The organism is Pedobacter sp. SG908 (genome assembly GCF_011759615.1).
In the GTDB taxonomy this organism is placed as follows: domain Bacteria; phylum Bacteroidota; class Bacteroidia; order Sphingobacteriales; family Sphingobacteriaceae; genus Pedobacter; species Pedobacter riviphilus.
This window is the reverse complement of the sequence record NZ_JAAOYY010000001.1, coordinates 125,295-146,537: the sequence shown is the minus strand read 5'-3', so window position 1 is coordinate 146,537 and position 21,243 is coordinate 125,295. Positions and strand designations below refer to the sequence as shown.

Genomic DNA, 21,243 nt, shown 5'->3' with positions numbered 1-21,243 from the left:
TTAATTTGCGGCAAAGATAGATAATCAACCTTAAATAGATTAGGTCTAAATAAGATTAACAGAAATAATCTTTTAGTTCTGGCTAAAAATGGCGTTAAAATCTTTGGTTACATATACAATTACCAAAAGTGCAGCAATAATCAAAGCACCTAAAATAATCACACCCCAGCTTCCTTTTAGTTTGTTTTTGTCATTTCTGATCAACCAATATAAAATACCGATTAGCGGTATCGCGCAAACAATCCAAAATATTAACGATGCTCCAGTCATATATATAAATTCAATTTAAACAATTCTCGTTGCCAGTTTTCAATTGGCGGTTTATAGTTTTTTGTCACAGAAACACGAAGTTGCATAGCACAGTACCCTAGGTGGGCGTCATCCTGAACTTGTTTCAGGATAATTATCATTCTTCTTAAAAGATTGCTTCGGCTCACCCTACCCAGCCTCGCAATGACGATTACACTAATGACTATAATCAATAAGTCAATAGTCCTGAGTTCTTAGACGATTACACAAATGAACTAATGACCAATGAACCCTCGTCCTAAAACTCCATCCTCGCCATTGGCGAAACATCCTGCCCTACAAAATCCTTTTTCAGGTACTTCTGGTAACCTGCAATGGCAATCATACCTGCATTATCAGTACAATACTGAAATGCTGGTATATATATCTTCCAGCCCAGTTCATCGGCAGTCTGTTGCAGTCCGTTCCGTAAACCAGAGTTTGCCGAAACACCGCCTGCAATGGCAATTTCCTTAATTCCGTATTGTTTTGCTGCTTTTTTTAACTTGTTCAGCAAAATCTGCACAATACTATGTTGAACCGATGCGCAAATATCATCTAAATTTTCGGCAATAAAATTAGGGTTCTCCTTTTCCTGTTTCCTGATAAAATACAGAATAGAAGTTTTAAAGCCGCTAAAACTAAAATTCAGATCGGCAATTTGTGGTTCTGGAAATTTAAAGGCCAAAGGATTTCCATGCTGTGCATGTTTATCAATCAGTGGCCCACCAGGATAGGGTAAGGCCAGCAGTTTGGCCGTTTTATCAAAAGCTTCACCCGCAGCGTCATCCAATGTTTCGCCAACGATTTCCATATCAAAGTAGTCTTTTACCAACACAATCTGTGTATGTCCGCCCGAAACCGTTAAACAGATAAAAGGGAAATTTGGCTTAGGGTCGTCAATAAAGTGCGCTAAGATATGCGCATGCATATGATTGACAGAAATTAAAGGTATATTTAAAGCTAATGCGAAAGATTTTGCGAAAGAGACACCAACCAGCAGGGAGCCTAAAAGGCCGGGGCCACGTGTAAAAGCTACTGCATTAATGTCTTGTTTTGTAACTTTAGCATTAATTAAAGCCTGTTGTACGGCAGGCACAATATTTTGTTGATGTACCCTTGAAGCTAATTCAGGTATAACACCACCATAATTTTGATGAATTGTTTGGTTTGCAATAACATTGGCAGTAATTTTGCCGTTGTTACAAATAGCAACGGATGTATCATCGCAAGAAGATTCGATAGCAAGTATAACAGACAAATTATTAATATTTAAGCTGCAAAATTATTAAAAAACTATTTAAAATACTCCTTTGGGTAATTGCATCAATAATCTTGCTGCTTGCGCTTCTTATTTTTTCGCTACAATTTAAGCCCGTTCAAACTTTTTTTGCGCAGAAAACTGCTGCATACCTGTCAAAAGAGCTTAAAACCACCGTATCAATCAAGAGCCTCTACATCAAGCCATTTAAATCTATTGTACTCGAAGATTTATTGGTTTTGGATTTACAAAAAGACACTTTATTGAGAACCCCTCAGTTTATGGTCGATATTAATCGATTATCTATAGATAAAAAGATTATCGATATCAATACCATTCAAATCAACAACGGGCGGTTTTTCCTAAAAGATTTCAAAGATAAGTCTTCTAATCTCGATTTCATTATAAACTACTTCGATTCTGGTAAGCCCACTGTAAAGAAAAAGAAAAGTAAGCCATACAATATCAATATTGGCCGCATTATTTTAAACAAATTTGCCTTCAGGTATAAAAACTATGGCGCAAAAGATACCATTCAGGGCAAAAGCGTAAATTTTGAGAATATTGATGTAAAAGAACTTAGCGGAATTTTCGAAGGGCTCGATACTAAAAAACATTTGATTAAAACCAATATCAAAAACTTAACTTTTAAAGAGCGAAGCGGATTTTACCTGAAAAACCTAACGGCCCAAACCACGATAGACAGTAATGCGATAGAGCTGAAAAACCTGCTGCTCGAAACCAACCAGAGCCGGTTAACCGACTACTATCAAATGCGTTTTAAAAGTTATAAAGATTTTAACCACTATGTAGATAATGTGCGGATGAAAGCTATTTTTAAAAATAGCCATATCACTTCAAGGGATGTTGCATTTTTTGCACCTGAAATGAACAGCATGAAACTCGACCTGGATGTTGACGGACAGATTACGGGTTTAGTAAATAACCTTAAAGCCAAAAAACTATCGTTAAGAACAGGAAAAGCTACACACATTAAGGGAGATTTTATTTTAAAGGGACTGCCGAAATGGAAAGAAACTTTTATGGACCTGAACATTGAAATGGCAGGAACGAATAAAACCGACCTGGATGAAGTGCTGGCAGGTATTACCAACAGCAAGAAAAAAATTGTTCCGGTAATTGTAAACAAATTCGGTAACATTAACTTTAACGGAAGTTTTACGGGTTTCCAGAACGACTTTATTGCCTATGGCGAATTTAAAACCAAACTTGGCCGTATTGTTTCGGATGTGAACATGAAAATCGATAAAAACGATGTTCCATCTTATACCGGAAACGTAAAAAGTTACGATTTTAACCTCGGTAACTTGCTTAATGAAAAAAGCCTAGGCCGCATCAGCTCATCATTATATGTTAAAGGACGTGGCACCGAGCTTAAAGATTTAACTGAAAAGATAAACGGCGTTGTAGACTATATCGACTTTAATAATTACCGTTACCGTAATGTGAAAATTGACGGAACTTTTAACAAAAAGTATTTTGATGGCAAGCTGAGCATTAACGACCGTAATGTGAAACTGGTTTTTGATGGTGGGGTAAACCTGAACCCTAAACTGCCTGTATTTAACTTTAATGCTACTATTTCCAAAGCAAAATTAAAGGCTTTAAAACTCCTGAAAGATTCGTTGCAGGTTGATGCTAAATTTAAGACCAATTTCTCGGGCACCAACCTGAACAATATATCGGGCAAATTATTAATCGAAGAAATTAGACTGCAAAATCCGAAAGGTGTTTATAGTGTAGATTCGGTACAGTTAACAGCCAACGGTACGGGTGCCAGCCGCGTGCTCGATATCCGATCAGATATTTTGGATGCCAGCATTAAAGGTGAATACGATTTAAATTCTATTGTTTCTTATTACAAAACCATTGCTAAAACCTATGTGCCCTCGCTAAAGACCGATATTATAAAACACAGTAACCAGATCTTTAAATTTAACCTGAAGGTTAAAAAATTCGAACCGCTTGCGCAGATATTTCTACCGGGCCTAGAATTAGAAGAGGGCGCTACACTAACAGGCGATTTCGATTCGCGCAATAATACCGCAACGCTCAACGGTTTTGTAAAGAAACTAAAATACAGCGGTATTGTAGTAAACAATATCATCCTCGATGAAAATACCACTACACAACAGCTTCAACTGATTATAACTTCCGACAGGGTGCAGATTAATGACAGTTTGTTTATTAAGGATGTAAACATTTCCAATATCCTGCGGAACGACAGTTTGGCCTTCAACGTAAAAATGTCGAATGCCGACGAAGACAATCAGCTCGATTTAAACGGACTGGTAGAATTTACCAAAAACCAGGATACAACGGCAAGATTAAGCGTATTGCCATCGATCTTAAAAATTAATAATGAAGAATGGCGCATCCAGGAGAAAGTACGTATCGTACTCAACAATGGTAAAACCGAAATCAGTAATTTCGATTTAACCAACGGAAAGCAGCAGGTTATTATTGATGGGTTAATTTCGGAAGACCCTAAAGATTTAATTAGTGTTGGCTTTAAAGATTTCAACTTAAAAACCCTCAACCCTTTTACCAAAGGCTTTGGCGTTAAACTGGGCGGAAACCTTAACGGTACAACCGATTTGTTTGGCGTATTAAAAGCACCTCGGGTAGCCGACGATTTAAAGATCGATTCGTTAAACTTTAACGATATCTACATCGGCACCTTAACCGATACCTCATCGTACAACAACGAGAGCAAAAAGGTTAATGTATTTACACGCATTATGGCCGACGATTCGGAGACTTTTAAACTGACGGGAAATCTCGACCTCAAAGAAAAAGAAATCGACCTCGCTGTAAAAATGAACGAAAGCAAACTCACCATCCTCGAGCCTTTTGTTAAACAACTGGTATCCAATTTAAAAGGCAATATCTCAGCTGATTTAACCGTCAAAGGCAAATTAGATAAACCAGAAATTAACGGAACTGTATCATTAGATAAGGGGCAGCTGATGGTAAACTACCTTAAAACTACTTATGTAATTACCGATAAGGTAGAGGTAAACAACAGCGTCATTAAACTTGATGATTTTACGCTGAACGATCTGGAAGGACATGAAGCAACTGCAACCGGTTCGGTTGATTTAAACAACATCAATTACCCCACATTGGCCGTAAAAATCAATGCCAACAGTTTAATGGCCTTAAATACGACCGCGAAAGACAATTCGATCTATTATGGACGTGCATACGGCACAGGTGTATTTACATTTACAGGCCCGACCAACAAGATGAAGATCGATATTAAGGCGAAAACGGAAAAAGGAACGGTGTTTAACCTGCCTTTAAACAGTTCAGAAACCGTATCGGATAAAGATTTCATTAATTTTGTGAGCCGCGATTCGACTGTACTGGTTAAGAAAAAAACCAACTTTGATGGTTTAACCCTAACCTTTAAATTAACCATCGACCCCAATACCACAGCGAATATATTTACCACCCTGGGCAATTTAAGTGGAAAAGGTAATGCCGAGCTGAACTTAAACATTAACAGTGTCGGCGATTTTGAAATGTCTGGCGATTATATTATTGAGACGGGAAGTTTCGATTTTACGGCCCAGGAGGTAATCAACAAAAAATTCGAAATCAGGCAAGGTGGAACCATCCGCTGGACGGGCAACCCTACTGCCGCACAGATTAACTTAAAAGCGGTATATGCCTTGAGGGCAAGTTTAAACGACCTTTACAAGGCCGCCAACCGCGATGCCAGTAGCAATGCCAACCAAAGGGTAAATACAGAGGTAGAAATGGGGTTAACCGGTTTACTATTAAAACCCGATATTAAGCTTGATATTAATTTCCCTGCACAGCCTTCCATTAAAGAAGAACTGCAAACCTATTTCAGCGATCAGAACAACCTGAACCTACAGGCTTTCAGTTTAATTATCAGAAGAAGTTTTGCACCCGGAAACGGCGGGCAATCAATTGGGAATCAACTAAGCTCAACTGCTACCAGTACAGCTACCGAATTGGTATTTAACCAGTTTAACAACGTACTTTCTTCGTTAAACCTAAACTTTGTCGATCTGAACGTACGTTCATTAAGCGAGGCCAATGCATCGTTTAAGTTCTTTAACGATCGTTTAATTATTAATGCAGGTATTGTAGACCGAAACAGTGTGAACGATTTTACCGTTATCGATTTCTCCAAAGATAATGTTGGTAGAGAGGTTGAGGCACTTTTCCTGATTAAAAAAGATGGAAGCTTAACTGTAAAAGCGGCAAATAAACCACCTACGCAACAAAGTATATTCTTAAACAGCGGGATTAGTTCAACCGCAAACGTAACCTCTTTTGGTTTGGTGTATACCCAGCAATTTGATACGTTTAAGGAGTTTATTCAGAAAATTTCTGGTGCTTACCGCCGAAACCTGAAAAGAAAGCAAAGCCAGGCCCCTGTTAAAACGAATAAATCGATTAATAAAGAAGCGATTATTAATCAAAGCAAGGGGAACCAGAGAAGATAGAGAGGTTAAGGCTTAGTGTTGAGGGGTTAGGGGCATTAGTCATTCGTACATTGGTCATTGGTTCGGGCCAGGGTGTCATTCTTCCTCATCCGTCATTGCGAGGAGAAACGACGAAGCAATCTTCTTTGATAGACTATCTATCATTCAGATCCTGACCACGAAGTAGCTATTAGACCATTAAAAACAATAAACACAACTAATAAAACAAGTCCAGGAGGATGAACCACAGAGGTGAATAATCGATATACGGAACTTAATGATCTTATGTCTTACATGATGAAAAAACCGATCGATGGACGCGTACTGCAGATTGACGCATAAATAAGAAATTAATTCGGATTATGGCGGTCGTTATTCCCGCGCAGGCGGGAACCACGCAGTGCTCAGCGAAGCTAATCTTAATGCCTATTGCATTGTAGTCTTTAATTTACCTATCGGTTGGTGTCCCACCGACCGAAACTTAATCAGTGTGAACAAGATGAAATAGAATAATTATCTTTTGGGTCAGCGAGACTCTGACCAATAAAAAACAAAAAAACCAACAATCGAACACCTGTTCAACTGTTGGTTTTGTATAAGTTTTCAATTAGCAATTTTCAGTTCATACAATCCAAACTGTCAACTGCAGACGGTTAACTGCCAACTGAATTATCCTTTCATAATCGAATGGCCCATTTTATCTCTTTTAGTGGTTAAATAACGTTCGTTATGTACGTTACTTGCAATTTCGATCGGAATATTTTCTACCACTTCTAAGCCGTAACCAATTAAACCTGCTCTTTTGGTAGGGTTATTACTCATTAAACGCATTTTAGTCACCCCTTCCGATCGCAGGATCTGCGCCCCCACACCATAATCGCGTTCATCGCCTTTAAAACCTAACTTAATATTCGCTTCTACAGTATCAAAACCAGCATCCTGTAAATTATACGAACGTAATTTATTAATCAGCCCGATACCTCTACCCTCCTGGTTCATGTATACCACTATACCTTTACCTTCTTTTTCGATCATTTCTAATGCTTTGTGCAACTGCGGACCACAATCGCAGCGGCACGACCCGAAGATATCGCCAGTTACACATGAGCTGTGTACACGTACTAAAATAGGTTCGTTGGCATTCCATTCGCCTTTAGAAATGGCTAAATGTGTAGCATTATTATCTAACTGCGTATAAGCTGTCATTTTAAAATCGCCCCAAGCGGTAGGTAAATCGATGCTAACCTCTTGTTTAATCAAACTATCTATGGTTAAACGGTAAGCAATTAAATCTTCGATTGATATAATTTTTAACTGGTGCTGTTCCGCAATTTTAAATAAATCAGGAAGTCTGGCCATTTCGCCATCTTCTTTTAAAATCTCTACCAATAAACCTGCAGGTTTCATACCGGCTAAACGCGCTAAATCTACCGCAGCTTCTGTATGACCAGCGCGACGGATTACGCCGCCATCTTTAGCAATTAAAGGAAAAATATGCCCTGGCCGGCCCAATTCTTCAGGGTTGGTTTTAGGATTAACCAAAGCCAGCATGGTTTTAGAGCGGTCGCTTGCTGAGATCCCGGTGGTACAACCATGTCCAACCAGGTCTACTGAAACCGTAAAATTAGTTTCGTAAGCTGCCGTATTTTTACCCACCATCAGGTTCAGGTTTAATTCTTTGCAGCGTTCTTCTGTTAAGGGCGCACAGATTAAACCGCGGCCGTAGGTTGCCATAAAATTGATGATCTCTGGCGTTGCATTTTCGGCTGCCGTTAAAAAATCACCTTCGTTCTCTCTATTCTCATCATCTACAACAATAATCACTTTACCAGCTTTTATATCTGCGATGGCCTCTTCTATTGTGTTTAATTTTGTTTGCATTTTATAAACATTATGGGGCAAATGGTGTGTAAGGCGTATTAAAACCAATTTATACCACAAACAATAACCCGTACAAATGTACAACCTTATTGAGCAATATTTGGATTAAAATATCATCTGTAAGTAAAGGAAAAAGCCCTTATTTTTCCTTCTTTTTAAACAGTTGAAGGAACAGCTGCTTGTAATAATTTACATCAAACAAGGCCGAATCTACTGTAGCTTTATAGGTTAAAAAGGCTGCCAGCGGCGATAAAACAATTACGGCAATCCACATCCCGAATATCGGGTTTAAATTACCTTCGCGTGCCGATTTTTCGGCTACTGTGGTAATAATGTGGTACACCAGGAAGAAACAAATAGCCACCACCACGGGCAACCCCATCCCCCCTTTTCTGATAATGGCACCCAATGGTGCACCAATAAAAAACAACAGGATACAAGATGCAGCCAGGGTAAATTTACGCTGGTACTCTACTGTGGTAAATATAATTTCGCCGGTTAAATCGGTTTGGCGCGGGCCCCAGTTGGGTACGTGCTGCATAATATTCGCCACCGTATTGTTTGCATTATCGAGGGCCAGTTTCCGCGATCCGTTCGGGATACTCTTCAGTATTACATCATCAATCTTTTTCGGAACGGCTTTTACCTTGGTATAACCTTTGGTTACATTAAACTGCTTAAAGTTACTGGTGAGGTTGGCAATGGTGCGCATTTTCATCGTATCCAATTGTTTTGTCAGCGAGTCGCGCTTTTTAACAATCCCTTTCAGGTTTAACATGGGTGTACTGTTTCCGAAAGCATTCGGATCGGTAGTATTGCCATTAAAAGACGACATATCGAAACGCGGGGAAGTTTCTTTAAAACGGTTCCGCGTAAAAATCTGTCTTGGGTTGTACATGCCGTTTTTCGAAGCCTGCTCTTCATACTGTACACCATTTTTAAGGTAAAGCACCAAAAACTTACCATCGGCAGTTTTATTCATTTTCCCCTCTCTGGCCAGGATTACTTTCGGAATACCATTATTTTCGCGGTGATCGTAAATCATGATATTATGCAGCGTACCGTCTTCTTCTTTAGAATCGACACGAATAGCATAACCTGGAATAGCATTATTAAAAACCCCCGGCTTAATTAAAAATGAAAGTTTTTTGTTCCTGACATCGTACAGCAGCGAGCCAAATTTGAGATTGGCTTTGGGTAGCATGTAGTTGGCAAAAAAGAAGGATGCTATGGTGAGCATCAAAATCACCACAAATAAGGGGCGCATGGCTTTCTGCAAAGAAATACCCGCCGATTTAATGGCCACGAGCTCATAATTTTCGCCCAGTGTACCAAAAGTCATGATGGAAGAAAGCAATACCGATAGTGGCAGCGCCATCGACACGTTGGCCGCCGAGGCGTAATACATCAGCTCCAGGATGGTGTACCATTCGAAACCTTTTCCAATTAAATCATCAATCCATTTAAATAGAAAAAACATTAACAGAATAAACATCATAACAAAAAATGTTGCTATGAATGGCTTCACAAATGCTTTTATTAATAGAAGATGTATTTTTTTCACCCTACAAAGGTAAACAATACGAAGATAATATTATGCACCCAATACGCTAATCAGATAATCGATCTGGTTATCCCAGATTAATTTTTTCTCTGCCAGAAGCTCATCAGTCGTAAAATCAGTAATCGAGAGGGCAACATCATTGGTTAGTTCGTCCTGCACAATTTCCATCTCAAAATAACATTGAGGCTCATCATCCAGCCACTTAAATTTAACCAGCTTATTTTCTTTAACGGAAACAAGTTTTGCTTTTTGCTGCTCATCGTCCCAGGTAAAAGTATATACCTGATCGCGGAAATTCACATCGTCCGCAAACCATTGCGATAAGCCGTTTGGTTCACTTATAAAACTATACAATATTCTTGGTGACGATCTAACTTCGTACTCTAGTGTAAATTTTTTCTTTTCTGCCATGTTAGTACACTACCAGGATAATTTCCGGACTATTTTTTAATATTATTTTTCTAAAGAAAGGTAATTTATTCTATATCTGCAACAATATAATTTTTATTGGTTCCAAGGGTTAGTTCATGGGTTCATTTGCCATTGGTTTAGTGGTTATCGGGCTTAATCGGTTGATTGTTTAAATTGACGAACCGACTTCGGACTAGCACCTCCCAACTCCAACCTGCTCCTTTTGCGTTATTGCGAAACCGATCCTTCATCAGCTGAAGCAATTTTACAAAAATTCTTGCCATACAGATCTTCATTACATTCAGGGTAACAAACCATGCGGTATTCGGGGCCAGATGATTCACGCCAAACGCATAACACCAAACGCTTCCTTCCCCCTTAATCGACTTAAGGCTACCAACTCAAGACTGTTTTATTGGTTAATTGTTGAAATCTGTCAACTACTTTCAGTATCGGACAGACTGTATAGCCCATTCAAAATTAATTCAGCAAACTGTATAGCTATATACGGACAAGACAGAGGCAAAATGTTGTTTACCTTTCTCTACCCCATTGTTTACCTTTCTCTACCTATTCTTTACCCTTTGTTTACCTTTTATTTACCCTTTCTGTACACCAAGTTAACCCCAGGGTTACCCCACGGTTACCTTTTCTTTACCCTGGCGTTACCTAATTTATTACCTAAAGGGTAAAGGATTGGCGAATATTAGCTATAGCTAAGGTTACCTTGGGGATAACTTGGTACCAACAAGGGGTAATCAATCTTTTTGAAACCATTAATTTCAGCACAAATGGTTAGCTGAAATATCCCTCACACCTACCGTAAGCATGCACTTGATGGTATTTTGAGACCAGGATTGTGGTTAATTTTGCGGGTATCTGCCGAAATGCTGCGCTTTTTTGTGTTGTTAATTTTTAAAAACAGGCTTCCCTTAAGGCCTGAAATGACCATTACAACCTCCTAAAAACAATCAAATTTACTGAGCAGTAAGGCTTTAAAGTATTTTTCAAATTTCTTTTTAATAGAATGTATATTTATTCTATATTTGCAGCTCTTAAAAATAACCACATCGATATTTACGTTGTTTAGTAAATATTACCCGGCGGGGTAGCTCAGATGGTTAGAGCGCAGGATTCATAACCCTGAGGTCGGCAGTTCGATCCTGCTCCCCGCTACCATAGTGGGCAAATCAAATTTTTGTTTGGTTTGCCCCTTTTTTTTACCCTCAAAAACGGCCTTTAAAGTACCTAGAACGCGTACAGCCTCATTCATTCGAACAGTTCGATGTTGTGTTCCGTCAAAAGTGAGTTTTTGGGGGTAGATCGAACTAATTAATCGCCTTTTTCCTTCGGAATCTGCCTCTATATATGTTTCATGAAGGTTTTTAAGCAACCCAGTCGCTTTTCCGATCAATTCACCAATATTCTCTTTTCCCCTGGATAAATCGATGAGTCTATTTTCAAGAATAAGGATATTTCTTTCACAGTCTGATTTTATTTTCCTGTACTCAAAATCAAGAATTACATCATTGAGCATCTTGTCCCTAGCCTTAGAAATTCTACTATTAAACTCCTCCAACTGTTTTTTTACATTTGATAATTCATTATTATCTTCACTCGAAAAAGCGTGATAAACCTGTTGCGTATTTCAACGAAACTGGTCAGTCCGTTTCGGGCCAAACTGTACGCGAATTTGACTGCCGGGCAATTGCCTAAATTGTTACTTTCCCTCTGAACGCATAGGATCACCAAGCTCAAATTTCTCTCCTCCGTCAAGCTCCCATATTAACCGAGTTCAGCACGATATCAGATCCTTTTCATTAGGTCGGCAAAGCATCACACCAGTAAAATACGGCTGAATATCTTCAAAAAGACGCCCTAGGACGCTCAAAACCTATCCCATATACCGAACATCATATCAGGCATGATTTAATCACCTGAGGCCTCATTCTGGCCTGAACTTAAAAAATTAAAAGGAATTACTTCCAGAGAAAAGTCTGATCCTTCGATCAGCGCGTACAGTTTGGTCCGGAATAGACTGTCACTTTGCAGCGAAACAGGGTGTCAGCTTAAACGCGGAACGCGCGTACACTTTTGCCGAAATACCCACATTCTCAAATAATTCTAGTTCGGAAATTGTCTAGTAACGATCCTTTAAGTTTTGAAGTAGTTCGCAACTTTCGCCAATTCCTGCAAATCAGGCAAGAAAAAATTCGAAATCTGTCCAGTGACGGCTACTGATCAAAAGCTCATCGAAAGATAGGCTTTTTTTTGTTTAGAGCTATTTCATTTTATCTAAGCCGAGTCAGAGACTCTTTTTTATTGGCTAATCCGTAGAACTCCTGCGGAACTCTACGGATAGAGGGGGATGTGCTCCACCAACTGGCTTTCCACCAGGCAGGTCCAATACGTCATCCATAAACAGGATAAAAGGATCGCTATCTTTATAGCTTACACCATCGAGGACAGCCATCGCTTTGTGTCCAGTGCCCAAAAATCCGTTGTGCCAGTGGTTCTCAGTAATTATGGATATGCTTCTGTTTCTCATAATTGTTCAATATTTTTTGCCGGAAAAATTCTTTGTCCCAGTTCAGGAAAACGCACGATAGCCGTGGCCCAAAGTAAAGCCTGGACAGAAACTACCATTGCTATGGGTTGCTGGTGCTGCAGGTGGGTTACAATGGCTCCGCCCAGATAGGCCACTAAGTGCATTGCTCCCGGCATCCCTGTTCTTGGAATGATGAAAAGCAGTAGCGAAAGGATTTCGATCACACCTATGAACTGATAAGTCGCCGTATTGATGCCGAACGCAGCGGCCTGGGCCAGGGCAGTATCATTCAGCGTAATTTTCATTATGGCACTCATCGTGAGGAGCAGGCCTAAGATGGCCGTCAAAATCCATCCTGTAACTTTGATTGTTTTCTGTGACATGACTATCAACTGTTGATTAAGCCACAAATTTCCGAACAAATACTATACATTTGTTATCTGTTACAAAAAGGATAGTACTTACAAAAAGAATAGTATATGGCAAAACATACAATCGAAAGTTGTGCAAAAGCCAAAATGGCAATACGTGATACGCTGGACATAGTGGGCGGAAAATGGAAATTAGTCTTGATTTCAGTGCTTCAGAGCGGCAAAAAAGGATTCAATGAGTTATCCAGGGAAGCGGCCATATCCCCTCGCATCCTGTCCAAGGAATTGCAGGAAATGGAAATGAACGGACTGGTAAGCCGAAAGGTATGCGACACTAAACCCGTTACTGTCCAGTACGAACTCACGCCTTACAGCGAAACCCTGGATGATGTATTGACAGCAATGGAAAAATGGGGATTCCAGCACAGGAATAACATCATCCAAGGTATAAAATAATCACGAACTGGTTACGGGAATGGTGTACTAAATGGTTGGGATGGTGCCGCCGTCGATTACGAATGCTGTACCCGTTAGATAACCCGCCCTTGGAGAAACAAGGAAGCTTACCAGTTCCGCTACCTCTTCCGGCTCGGCGGGTCTGCCATACGGAATCCCGCCCAAAGCATCCATCACACCTTGGGTAGCCTGTTCAATTGAATTGCTGAGCTTTGCGATATTCGCTCCATCATTCTCTTGGCACCATCAGTCATGATCCAACCCGGAGATACCGTTAACACCCTGACACCTTTCGAAGCCACCTCCCAAATCGTAAAAAAACCATTGATGCCTGAAAAATTCTAGTTTTCCGGTATTTTCTTTTTATCTCGGATTAGTTAAATTTACCTATCTAAAATTATAGCTATGAAGCGAATAGGTATTTTATTTACACTGTTAAATTTTTATTGTGTAATTGTAATGGCCCAGGAAGAACCAGTCCCTGTTTTCCCTTCCTCGCCGTTCAATAGGGATCAAGCAGATGCTATGCTAAATGCAGGAACAGCTATGTTACATGGCGTGGTCACTAAGAAGAAAAAGAACCCGGACAATACCTATTTGGGTATTGTCGTAATACTTTTCCCCTGCACACCCTATTTTGATGAATGGTATGAGCTGCAAAAGAAGAACAAAAAAGGCAAAACATTTGCAATGATGTCACCCGATGCTTACTCCTACCGCATACTGACCAAAGCCTCGGATAAGGATGGTAGGTTCGAGTTCCGGAATTTAAAACCTGGAAGGTACTACTTGCAAACAATGGTACGTCAAGGTAAGATGAAAGAAATGTGGAATCAGGTAGGTACTTCGACTTCTGTTGGTTATAATATATATGGGCAGGCGGTCACTTCTTATTCCCGACCTATATATGAGGACTTTAAGTTGTTCTATGAGACAAATGACCTGGTGAAAAACTTTGTTGAAATTACATCAGAGGGACAGGTTGTAAATGTTAAGCTTTAAAAAACACTAATTATGATGTCCATTAAAATACTGTTTGGCTGTATCTTATTTTCGCTAAGCCTATCCTCGGCCAGCGCTCAAATCGTAAATTTCCCTGACCCGAGTTTCAAACAGGCTCTCATTAAAAAGAAAGTGGATACCAACAATGATGGGGAGATACAGGCAGCCGAAGCGGAGAAGGTTACCAAATTATACCTGGAAGAGACTGGTTTTTCATCTATGGAAGGCATAAAAAGCTTTAGGAACCTTGAGGAATTCGGCACTTACAAAAACAAAATCAGGCAGGTGGATCTGCAAGGGATGACCAGCCTTAAGCGCCTGTACCTTGTGGGCAGTGAAATAGAAATATTGAATATAACAGGCTGCCTGAATCTTGAGCACTTATCGCTGACAGGTAATAGGCTTAAGGACATAGATATAACGAAGTTTAAAAAACTGACAGAGCTTAGCTTGAATTACAACCAATTTACCAGGATAGAGGTAAGCAATTATCCTGAGCTGAAGACACTAAACGTTTCTGACAATAGTATTACCGATTTTAAGATTAGTGGTTGCCCCAAACTGCAATCACTGTTCATCCGGAAAAACAAAATAGCAGGGAATTTAGATCTTACTGGATTTCCTGCGCTACAAATTTTTTCTGCAGACAACAATTTGCTTTCATCTGTAAATATCCATGGCTTAAAAAAACTGGAGTCTTTTTCCTGCCTGTATTGTAATGTTACAACATTAAATTTAAGCGGAGCTGAGAACCTGATCGATCTAATATGGTAGGTTAAGTAGATAGGTTAACCAAGGTACAAAGCATGGACCTGCTATACGCGGAAGTTCCGGAGCTGGTTTATGGAGTATAGGCAGAGACAACAATATATAGTAAAGCCCATGTGAAGTGGCTTTTTGTCTTACATTAATGTGATTAGATTTCAGAGGTAATTTACGCCACCAAATATTGATCCTCATAGCTATTATCAACTAACCACCAAAAGCGGGGAACAACCACTTTTAGCGAAATCCCCAAACAGGATCAAAAGCTCATCGAAAGATGGGCTTTTTTTTGTTTAAAGGGTGCATTAAGTGGGTTTTCTATCGCATTAAAAGTATTTTCTGCTGTGCTAAAAAACAAGTGGCCACTTTTGGAATAGTCACCACTTAAACAATGTATGGTCTTCAAGCTGCTTCCCGGCAGAATCTTTCATTGCAGAAAAACCGAATCATTCAACACCTGGACTGCTCAACACAACAACTTTGGACTTTACAACAAAATGAGTTATTCTTTTTAGATAGAACTTTGCAGTACAAAATTTAAAAAAAATGACAAATTCAAACAAAGACAAAACAGTTTTAGTAACGGGCGGTTCTGGATTTATAGCAGTTCACTGCATTTTAAAATTACTGCAACAAGGCTATACTGTCAGAACAACACTTCGTTCGCTAAGCAGACAGAATGAAGTAAAAGACATGTTGAAAGTTGGTGGCATCAGTTCTTTTGACAATCTTTCATTTATTGAAGCAAATCTTTCTGACGATAAAAATTGGAACAAGGCAGTTAAAGGTTGTGAATATGTATTACACGTTGCATCGCCTACACCTGCAATTAAATTTAAGCACGAAGATGAATTAATCATCCCTGCAAAGGATGGTGTACTAAGGGTTTTGAGCGCCTCGAGAGATGCCAATGTAAAACGAGTTGTGCTGACTTCTGCTTTCGGTGCAATTGGAATGGGACATACAAACCGCACTACGCCATACACTGAAAACGATTGGACAAACATAAACAGTAACATCCCTCCTTACCAAAAATCTAAAACCATTGCAGAGAAAGCTGCCTGGGAATTTATAAAAAATGAAGGAGGCAATCTTGAACTTTCTGTTATAAACCCGGTTGGTGTTATGGGGCCGGTTTTAGGAACGGATTATTCACATTCCAATCAATCCATAAGACAGATGCTGGAAGGCGAAATTAAGGCTTGTCCAAAAATTACTTCTTGTTATGTTGATGTCCGTGATGTTGCCGATTTACACTTGCTGGCAATGGCACATCCAAAAGCAAACGGCGAAAGATTCTTGGCAACATCTGGCGATGCCCTATCAATGTTAGATGTCGCAAAAATACTTAAACGAAGATTGGGTGATGATGCAACAAAAGTTCCAACCAAAGAAATTCCAAATTTTGTATTACGCATTGCCGCATGGCGCAAGCCCGATTTAAAAATGCTGGTCGCTTTATTGGGTCAATATATGCAAGCCAGCGGCGACAAGGCAAAAAAATTACTAAATTGGTCTCCCCGCACAAATGAAGAGGCGATAGTGGCAACGGCTGAAAGTTTGTTGAAATTAGGGCTAATCAAAAAATAAAGAAATGAAAACAATCATAACAGGTGCAACTGGAATGGTGGGTGAGGGCGTTTTGTTTGAATGTTTAGATAATCCAGCAGTAACAGAAGTGCTGATTATAGGCAGAAAATCCTATGATTTAATCCATCCAAAACTAAATGAGCTAATTGTAAAAGATTTTTCGGAAATCAGCAATCATTCAAAACTATTAAAAAATTATGATGGCTGTTTTTTTTGTGCAGGCGTAAGTTCAGTTGGTGAAAACGAAGAGAGTTTTACCAAAAAGACCTACGACTTTGTAGTCCCATTTGCCACATCATTATTTCAAATTAATCCGGCAATGGTCTTTATTTATGTATCGGGAAACCGCACTGACAGTACGGAAAAAGGAAAAGTAATGTGGGCAAGGGTAAAAGGACGAACCGAAAATGCGCTAATGAAAATACCTTTTAAAGGTCAATATAATTTCCGACCTGCGATAATGACGGGAAGCAAAGGACAAAAAAATGTAAAGACGATTTATAAAATATTGGGCCCCTTAATAGCGCCATTTTTCCCTGCAAAAACTTTAAAACTTAAACAAGTTGGGCAGGCGATGATTAATGCTGTATTAAAAGGATACCCAAAGCAAATTCTTGAAGTGGATGATATCATACAATTGGCAAAAAATTGATTTAAAATGAAAGAAACTGCTATATCCGCCTGCTATGTAAGCCCCTCACTATCAACGGAACAGTTTGTTCCCGATCATTGTTTTATGTACCTCATTGCAGGCACCATGCTTGCTTATGACGGAAGTAAAGAATATAAAATAAAGGGTGGGGATTATGGCTTGGCAAGGCGAAATCATTTAGCAAAATACACTAAACAGCCTGATAACGGAGCGTTTAAAAAAATCTACATTTTGTTTGAACAGGATTTTTTGAAAGAATTTCAAGAAACTTATAAATTTAAGGTAGAAGATAAAAAGACACCTGGTGGTATTATACCGTTAAAAAAAAATGCATTAGTCAAAAATTTCATCCAATCGCTTACACCTTATTTCAATGAACACGGAACAATTGACGAACAATTTTTGAACGTAAAGCGCAGCGAATTGCTTTTAGTATTGCTGAAAAACAATCCGGAACTGGCAAATATTTTATTTGATTTTAGCACCCCTGAAAAAATAGACCTTGAAGCATATATGAACCGCAATTACAAATTCAATGTAAGGATAGAACGCTTTGCCTATTTGACCGGACGTAGTTTATCCGCTTTTAAACGGGATTTCGAAAAAATATTTAATGCGACACCAAGCCATTGGCTGGTGCAAAAAAGGTTGGAAGAAGCCTACCATTTAATTGATAAAAAAAACAAAAAGCCATCTGAGATTTACCTTGACTTAGGCTTTGAGGACTTATCACATTTTTCATTTGCATTTAAAAAGCTGTTCGGACATTCGCCAACAAAACTGACCGAATCAAAGAACACAAGCCGCTAATGGGATTACCGTATGAGGCAACCGCTTTTTTAGTTTAGATCGTTATTAAAAATTAGCCAGTTTGATGCTTATTTCATTTCCAGCTCAATTACATCGGGCAATGCTGTTCTCAATGCGGCAGGTACCTGCACGCTAAGCTGTCCGTTTTCAAAGCTATATTTAAGGGCAGTTCTGTTTCCGGCAAGGCTTACATTTTTAATGCTGCCTTTTGTGGTAAAAGTTACCTGTTCATCAACTACTTTTTCGCCTTTTTTAGGTGCCAGTAAAAACAGGTAGCGGTGTTTAGCTGCCGAGGTAGCGGGTACCGATGCCGATTCGCTGGCGTCGAGCGCCTGTGCGTCTTTTATGGCACTAGCATTTACCTTCATCCAGCCGGCAATTTCGGCCAGACTGCTGTACATGGCGGGAGTAAGCACCCCTTCTTTGGTTGGCCCGTAATTTAACAGCATATTGGTATTGTTGGCCCGGCATTTAATCAGGTTGTTTAATACCAGCGAAACGGGTTTCATGGGCCTGCTGGTATAACCCCAGCCACCCTCGGTAATGGTGGTACAAAGTTCGGCCCAGCCATCTTGTTTGGTAGTGGGCAGTGCTTTATCCGACTCAAAGGTTTTATAATCGCCGTAACCATAAAACCGGGGACTTACCACAATACCGGGCTGCAATTTATGGATCTCAGCCATAGTAATGCATTCGCTCCAGGCTTTGTTTCCGCGCGGAATATCAGCCGAGCCATCAAACCAGATCATATCAATCTGGCCGTAATTGCTGAGCAGTTCGGTAACCTGTCCTTTTACGTAGGCAGCCATTTCATGATAATGTTGCTGTTTTTCTGCTTCGGTTTTTACCGTTGTGCGTGGCCTTAAATTTTGGTCGAGAACGGGGATATTAGGATAATTTCTACCTACACCATAATACATAAAATCCTGAAAATCGCCATTTTGGTACCAGTCTGGGCCTGAATAATAGATCCCCACCTTTAAGCCATATTTTCTACAGGCTGCTACATAATCTTTTACCAGATCGCGGCCACCCATATAATTTTTGGTACTGAAATTACCATAGGCACTTGGCCACATGGCAAAACCATCATGGTGCCTGGCAGTAAGCACGGCATAAGTCATACCGGCTTCCTTTGCTGCTTTAATCCACTTTTCGGGATCGTAGTTTTGGGGATTAAAGTCTTTGGCCAATGCCCAGTATTCAACCGGTGTAATACAGCTGTTTGTTTTTTCGCAGGCATTACCGGCAAAATAATTGCCCGAATCCATAATCCTTTTTACCGATGCCGAATCCATTTTTGGCGAACGCCAGCCAATCTGTGTACCGGCCATCATGGGCCACGATAGGTCTATTTGTTTGATAGAAGCAATGCTCCAGTGGATAAACATACCCAAACCAGCCTGCGGAAACCACTGTGCGCCCGGGTGGATAGTATGTTTATAGCCCGATTTGGTATCTTCTACAATACCAATCTGGGCGTGCTCCATTTTTACTTTATCGGTTTCTTTATTTTGTGCAAAAACCCGGTTAAGACCACATAACAAGGGCAGGTGAGCCACTAATGCATATATTAAACTTCTTTTCTTCATTTTTTCTTCAATCGTTAATTACAAACACCATTATTGGCCCGGCACAAAGGCATCTTTTGTTTTTTCGAGCCACTGCAGTAAAACGGGTTGCAGCTTTTTAACAATAGGCAAATCGGCCCGGTAAATGTTATTCAGTTCAAAAGGATCGGCTTTTAAATCGTAAAGTTCGTAGGCTGCTTTTCCTTTTTTCTTCACAAAAGCCAGCTTATAATCTTTTGTGCGGATGCCCCTAAAACCGGTATTGATATTTACATTGTTGCTGCCAATGGCACCTAAAATATATTGTTCGGCAGGTTTTTCGCCTTTGCCGTTGAGGTAGTATTGCGCGTAACTTTTACCATCTACATTTTGAGGCGTTTTGTTTTTCAGCCCCATCAGTTCTAAAAGCGTTGGATAAATATCGGGCACACTCCCCAGAAAGGTATCATCCTTACGCGGTAAAATATGGCCTTTCCAGTTTACGATAAACGGAATCCTCAGCGACTCTTCGTAAATATTGTTTTTCGATTCTTCTGCATGTTTGCCTAAACAGTTGCCATGGTCGGCCATGATGACTACAATGGTATTTTGGGCCAGCTGCTGATCTTTTAAGCCCTGCAAAATGCGGCCAATCTGTTCGTCTACGCCCGTAATATTGGCATAATAATAACGCACATCCTTGCGGTACTGATCGCCAAATGGGGTGCCCGCTGGCGGTATATTGGGATCTTTTACCAGATCGGTTAAAGGGATATCTTTATACAGGTTATAATATTTCTGCGGAACAGTTTTGTAATTAGAGTGCGGCGGATTCATGGAAACCACCAAAGAGAAAGGGGCCCCGCTTTTACGGATTTTTCCCTTTTCATTTTTAAAGTAAGCCAATGCTTTATCGGCTTCATGCTCTGGCCCCCATTGGTTTACATACTTAAAATCATCGCGTTTATCGTTGGTGTCCCAGTACATGGGCTTGTTGTGCTCATCGTAGGTACCATAGGCATACCAGTAATCGAATCCGTGCCTGCGGTCGGGCGCAGTCCATTCGTTCCAGGCTAATTTCTCGGTGTTGTTTGATGTAGGGATGTAAGGTTGGTACGGCGAATCGAGATGCCATTTACCGATGTAACCGTTCGAATAACCGTTCTGTTTCAATACATCCGACCAGCATACGGCATCTTTTTTAAGTTCGATGCCGAAAGGGGCCGAACTGGAATTTACATTGCTGTACACATGGTTTTTGAGTGGATATTGCCCCGTCATGAGCATGGCCCTGGCTGGCGAACAAACCGGGTAATTACTTACCATCTGGCTCAGCACCAAACTCTCTTTGGCATACTGATCCAAATACGGGGTCATTACGGGCTCCCGGCCTTCGAAACCCATGGCCTGCCCTCTCCACTGATCGGCCATGATAATTAATAAATTTGGAGTGGTTTTAGCCTTCATGCCCTTTTGTGCCATGACCGGAAACGCAGCAAACAGGGAAAGAAAAAACAGGATATAAGGGTGATATTTTTTATTGCTCATTCGCCTTGGGTTTTTATAAGTTTTCATTATAGACAGCCGTGCCTGGTATAGCTCATTCCTTT

Annotated in this window: 17 protein-coding genes and 1 tRNA gene; 8 read left to right on the top strand and 10 right to left on the bottom strand. The window is 40.0% G+C overall.

All coding sequences use genetic code 11. From position 1 onward, the window contains the following. Positions 1–72 precede the first annotated feature (72 nt). Positions 73–270 carry a hypothetical protein gene (locus FHT21_RS00640; RefSeq protein ID WP_167292877.1) on the bottom strand — a complete coding sequence of 66 codons (198 nt, stop codon included), beginning with the start codon at positions 268–270 and terminating at the stop codon, positions 73–75. 277 nt (positions 271–547) lie between these two features. Then, positions 548–1,549 (bottom strand): tRNA (adenosine(37)-N6)-threonylcarbamoyltransferase complex transferase subunit TsaD, encoded by a 1,002-nt coding sequence (gene tsaD, locus FHT21_RS00635; protein ID WP_167292876.1) that lies wholly within the window; start codon positions 1,547–1,549, stop codon positions 548–550. A gap of 74 nt (positions 1,550–1,623) precedes the next feature. On the opposite strand from tsaD, the gene FHT21_RS00630 reads away from it, so the two are divergent. Further along, the gene (locus tag FHT21_RS00630; protein WP_167292875.1) at positions 1,624–6,054 is read left to right on the top strand and encodes a translocation/assembly module TamB domain-containing protein; all 4,431 of its coding nucleotides are present in this window, start codon (positions 1,624–1,626) and stop codon (positions 6,052–6,054) included. 648 nt (positions 6,055–6,702) lie between these two features. Here the strand turns inward: FHT21_RS00630 and FHT21_RS00625 are convergent. The 3 genes from FHT21_RS00625 to FHT21_RS00615 all read right to left on the bottom strand — a co-directional run bounded on the left by FHT21_RS00625 (position 6,703) and on the right by FHT21_RS00615 (position 9,889). After that, on the bottom strand, positions 6,703–7,914 hold the full coding sequence (locus FHT21_RS00625) for a bifunctional 3,4-dihydroxy-2-butanone-4-phosphate synthase/GTP cyclohydrolase II (RefSeq protein ID WP_167292874.1): 1,212 nt from the start codon (positions 7,912–7,914) through the stop codon (positions 6,703–6,705). A gap of 139 nt (positions 7,915–8,053) precedes the next feature. Next, on the bottom strand, positions 8,054–9,478 hold the full coding sequence (locus FHT21_RS00620; RefSeq protein ID WP_167292873.1) for an LptF/LptG family permease: 1,425 nt from the start codon (positions 9,476–9,478) through the stop codon (positions 8,054–8,056). Between the two features lie 30 nt (positions 9,479–9,508). Continuing rightward, positions 9,509–9,889 carry an START-like domain-containing protein gene (locus FHT21_RS00615; RefSeq protein ID WP_147226470.1) on the bottom strand — a complete coding sequence of 127 codons (381 nt, stop codon included), beginning with the start codon at positions 9,887–9,889 and terminating at the stop codon, positions 9,509–9,511. A 1,102-nt stretch (positions 9,890–10,991) separates the two neighbouring features. Here FHT21_RS00615 and FHT21_RS00610 point away from each other — a divergent pair. Next, positions 10,992–11,068, top strand: a tRNA-Met gene (locus tag FHT21_RS00610). Positions 11,069–12,215: 1,147 nt separating this feature from the next. Here the strand turns inward: FHT21_RS00610 and FHT21_RS00605 are convergent. Then, positions 12,216–12,437 (bottom strand): hypothetical protein, encoded by a 222-nt coding sequence (locus FHT21_RS00605; RefSeq protein ID WP_208398847.1) that lies wholly within the window; start codon positions 12,435–12,437, stop codon positions 12,216–12,218. Next, positions 12,434–12,820 carry a DoxX family protein gene (locus FHT21_RS00600; protein ID WP_167292872.1) on the bottom strand — a complete coding sequence of 129 codons (387 nt, stop codon included), beginning with the start codon at positions 12,818–12,820 and terminating at the stop codon, positions 12,434–12,436. Before FHT21_RS00600 ends, FHT21_RS00605 begins: the two co-directional genes overlap by 4 nt. A gap of 96 nt (positions 12,821–12,916) precedes the next feature. Between FHT21_RS00600 and FHT21_RS00595 the strand changes: the two genes are divergently transcribed. Next, the gene (locus tag FHT21_RS00595) at positions 12,917–13,264 is read left to right on the top strand and encodes a helix-turn-helix domain-containing protein (RefSeq protein ID WP_167292871.1); all 348 of its coding nucleotides are present in this window, start codon (positions 12,917–12,919) and stop codon (positions 13,262–13,264) included. A gap of 27 nt (positions 13,265–13,291) precedes the next feature. Here the strand turns inward: FHT21_RS00595 and FHT21_RS24900 are convergent, their stop codons facing one another. After that, positions 13,292–13,438, bottom strand: a complete 147-nt coding sequence (locus FHT21_RS24900) for an SDR family oxidoreductase (RefSeq protein WP_243853813.1) — start codon at positions 13,436–13,438, stop codon at positions 13,292–13,294. A 231-nt stretch (positions 13,439–13,669) separates the two neighbouring features. Here FHT21_RS24900 and FHT21_RS00585 point away from each other — a divergent pair, with 231 nt between their 5' ends. The 5 genes from FHT21_RS00585 (at position 13,670) to FHT21_RS00565 (ending at position 18,083) form a co-directional block, all read left to right on the top strand. After that, entirely contained in the window at positions 13,670–14,266 is a 597-nt protein-coding gene (locus FHT21_RS00585; protein ID WP_167292870.1) for a prealbumin-like fold domain-containing protein, read from the top strand. Between the two features lie 12 nt (positions 14,267–14,278). After that, entirely contained in the window at positions 14,279–15,040 is a 762-nt protein-coding gene (locus FHT21_RS00580) for a leucine-rich repeat domain-containing protein (protein WP_167292869.1), read from the top strand. 537 nt (positions 15,041–15,577) lie between these two features. Further along, positions 15,578–16,621 carry an aldehyde reductase gene (locus FHT21_RS00575; protein ID WP_167292868.1) on the top strand — a complete coding sequence of 348 codons (1,044 nt, stop codon included), beginning with the start codon at positions 15,578–15,580 and terminating at the stop codon, positions 16,619–16,621. A gap of 4 nt (positions 16,622–16,625) precedes the next feature. After that, the gene (locus FHT21_RS00570) at positions 16,626–17,273 is read left to right on the top strand and encodes an NAD-dependent epimerase/dehydratase family protein (protein ID WP_167292867.1); all 648 of its coding nucleotides are present in this window, start codon (positions 16,626–16,628) and stop codon (positions 17,271–17,273) included. Between the two features lie 6 nt (positions 17,274–17,279). Next, the gene (locus FHT21_RS00565) at positions 17,280–18,083 is read left to right on the top strand and encodes an AraC family transcriptional regulator (protein ID WP_167292866.1); all 804 of its coding nucleotides are present in this window, start codon (positions 17,280–17,282) and stop codon (positions 18,081–18,083) included. A gap of 68 nt (positions 18,084–18,151) precedes the next feature. Here FHT21_RS00565 and FHT21_RS00560 read toward each other — a convergent pair whose 3' ends face one another. Both FHT21_RS00560 and FHT21_RS00555 read right to left on the bottom strand, forming a co-directional pair. Continuing rightward, positions 18,152–19,675, bottom strand: a complete 1,524-nt coding sequence (locus tag FHT21_RS00560; protein WP_167292865.1) for an alpha-L-fucosidase — start codon at positions 19,673–19,675, stop codon at positions 18,152–18,154. A gap of 30 nt (positions 19,676–19,705) precedes the next feature. After that, a complete protein-coding gene (locus FHT21_RS00555; protein WP_208398846.1) occupies positions 19,706–21,181 on the bottom strand; it encodes a sulfatase in 1,476 nt (491 codons plus the stop codon). Between the last annotated feature and the right edge of the window lie 62 nt (positions 21,182–21,243).

Coding starts and splice junctions, on each gene's coding strand:
- FHT21_RS00640 (WP_167292877.1), bottom strand. CDS start 270: ATGACTGGAGCATCGTTAATATTTTGGATTGTTTGCGCGATACCGCTA.
- FHT21_RS00625 (WP_167292874.1), bottom strand. CDS start 7,914: ATGCAAACAAAATTAAACACAATAGAAGAGGCCATCGCAGATATAAAA.
- FHT21_RS00615 (WP_147226470.1), bottom strand. CDS start 9,889: ATGGCAGAAAAGAAAAAATTTACACTAGAGTACGAAGTTAGATCGTCA.
- FHT21_RS00605 (WP_208398847.1), bottom strand. CDS start 12,437: ATGAGAAACAGAAGCATATCCATAATTACTGAGAACCACTGGCACAAC.
- FHT21_RS00600 (WP_167292872.1), bottom strand. CDS start 12,820: ATGTCACAGAAAACAATCAAAGTTACAGGATGGATTTTGACGGCCATC.
- FHT21_RS00595 (WP_167292871.1), top strand. CDS start 12,917: ATGGCAAAACATACAATCGAAAGTTGTGCAAAAGCCAAAATGGCAATA.
- FHT21_RS24900 (WP_243853813.1), bottom strand. CDS start 13,438: ATGGATGCTTTGGGCGGGATTCCGTATGGCAGACCCGCCGAGCCGGAA.
- FHT21_RS00585 (WP_167292870.1), top strand. CDS start 13,670: ATGAAGCGAATAGGTATTTTATTTACACTGTTAAATTTTTATTGTGTA.
- FHT21_RS00580 (WP_167292869.1), top strand. CDS start 14,279: ATGATGTCCATTAAAATACTGTTTGGCTGTATCTTATTTTCGCTAAGC.
- FHT21_RS00575 (WP_167292868.1), top strand. CDS start 15,578: ATGACAAATTCAAACAAAGACAAAACAGTTTTAGTAACGGGCGGTTCT.
- FHT21_RS00570 (WP_167292867.1), top strand. CDS start 16,626: ATGAAAACAATCATAACAGGTGCAACTGGAATGGTGGGTGAGGGCGTT.
- FHT21_RS00565 (WP_167292866.1), top strand. CDS start 17,280: ATGAAAGAAACTGCTATATCCGCCTGCTATGTAAGCCCCTCACTATCA.
- FHT21_RS00560 (WP_167292865.1), bottom strand. CDS start 19,675: ATGAAGAAAAGAAGTTTAATATATGCATTAGTGGCTCACCTGCCCTTG.
- FHT21_RS00555 (WP_208398846.1), bottom strand. CDS start 21,181: ATGAGCAATAAAAAATATCACCCTTATATCCTGTTTTTTCTTTCCCTG.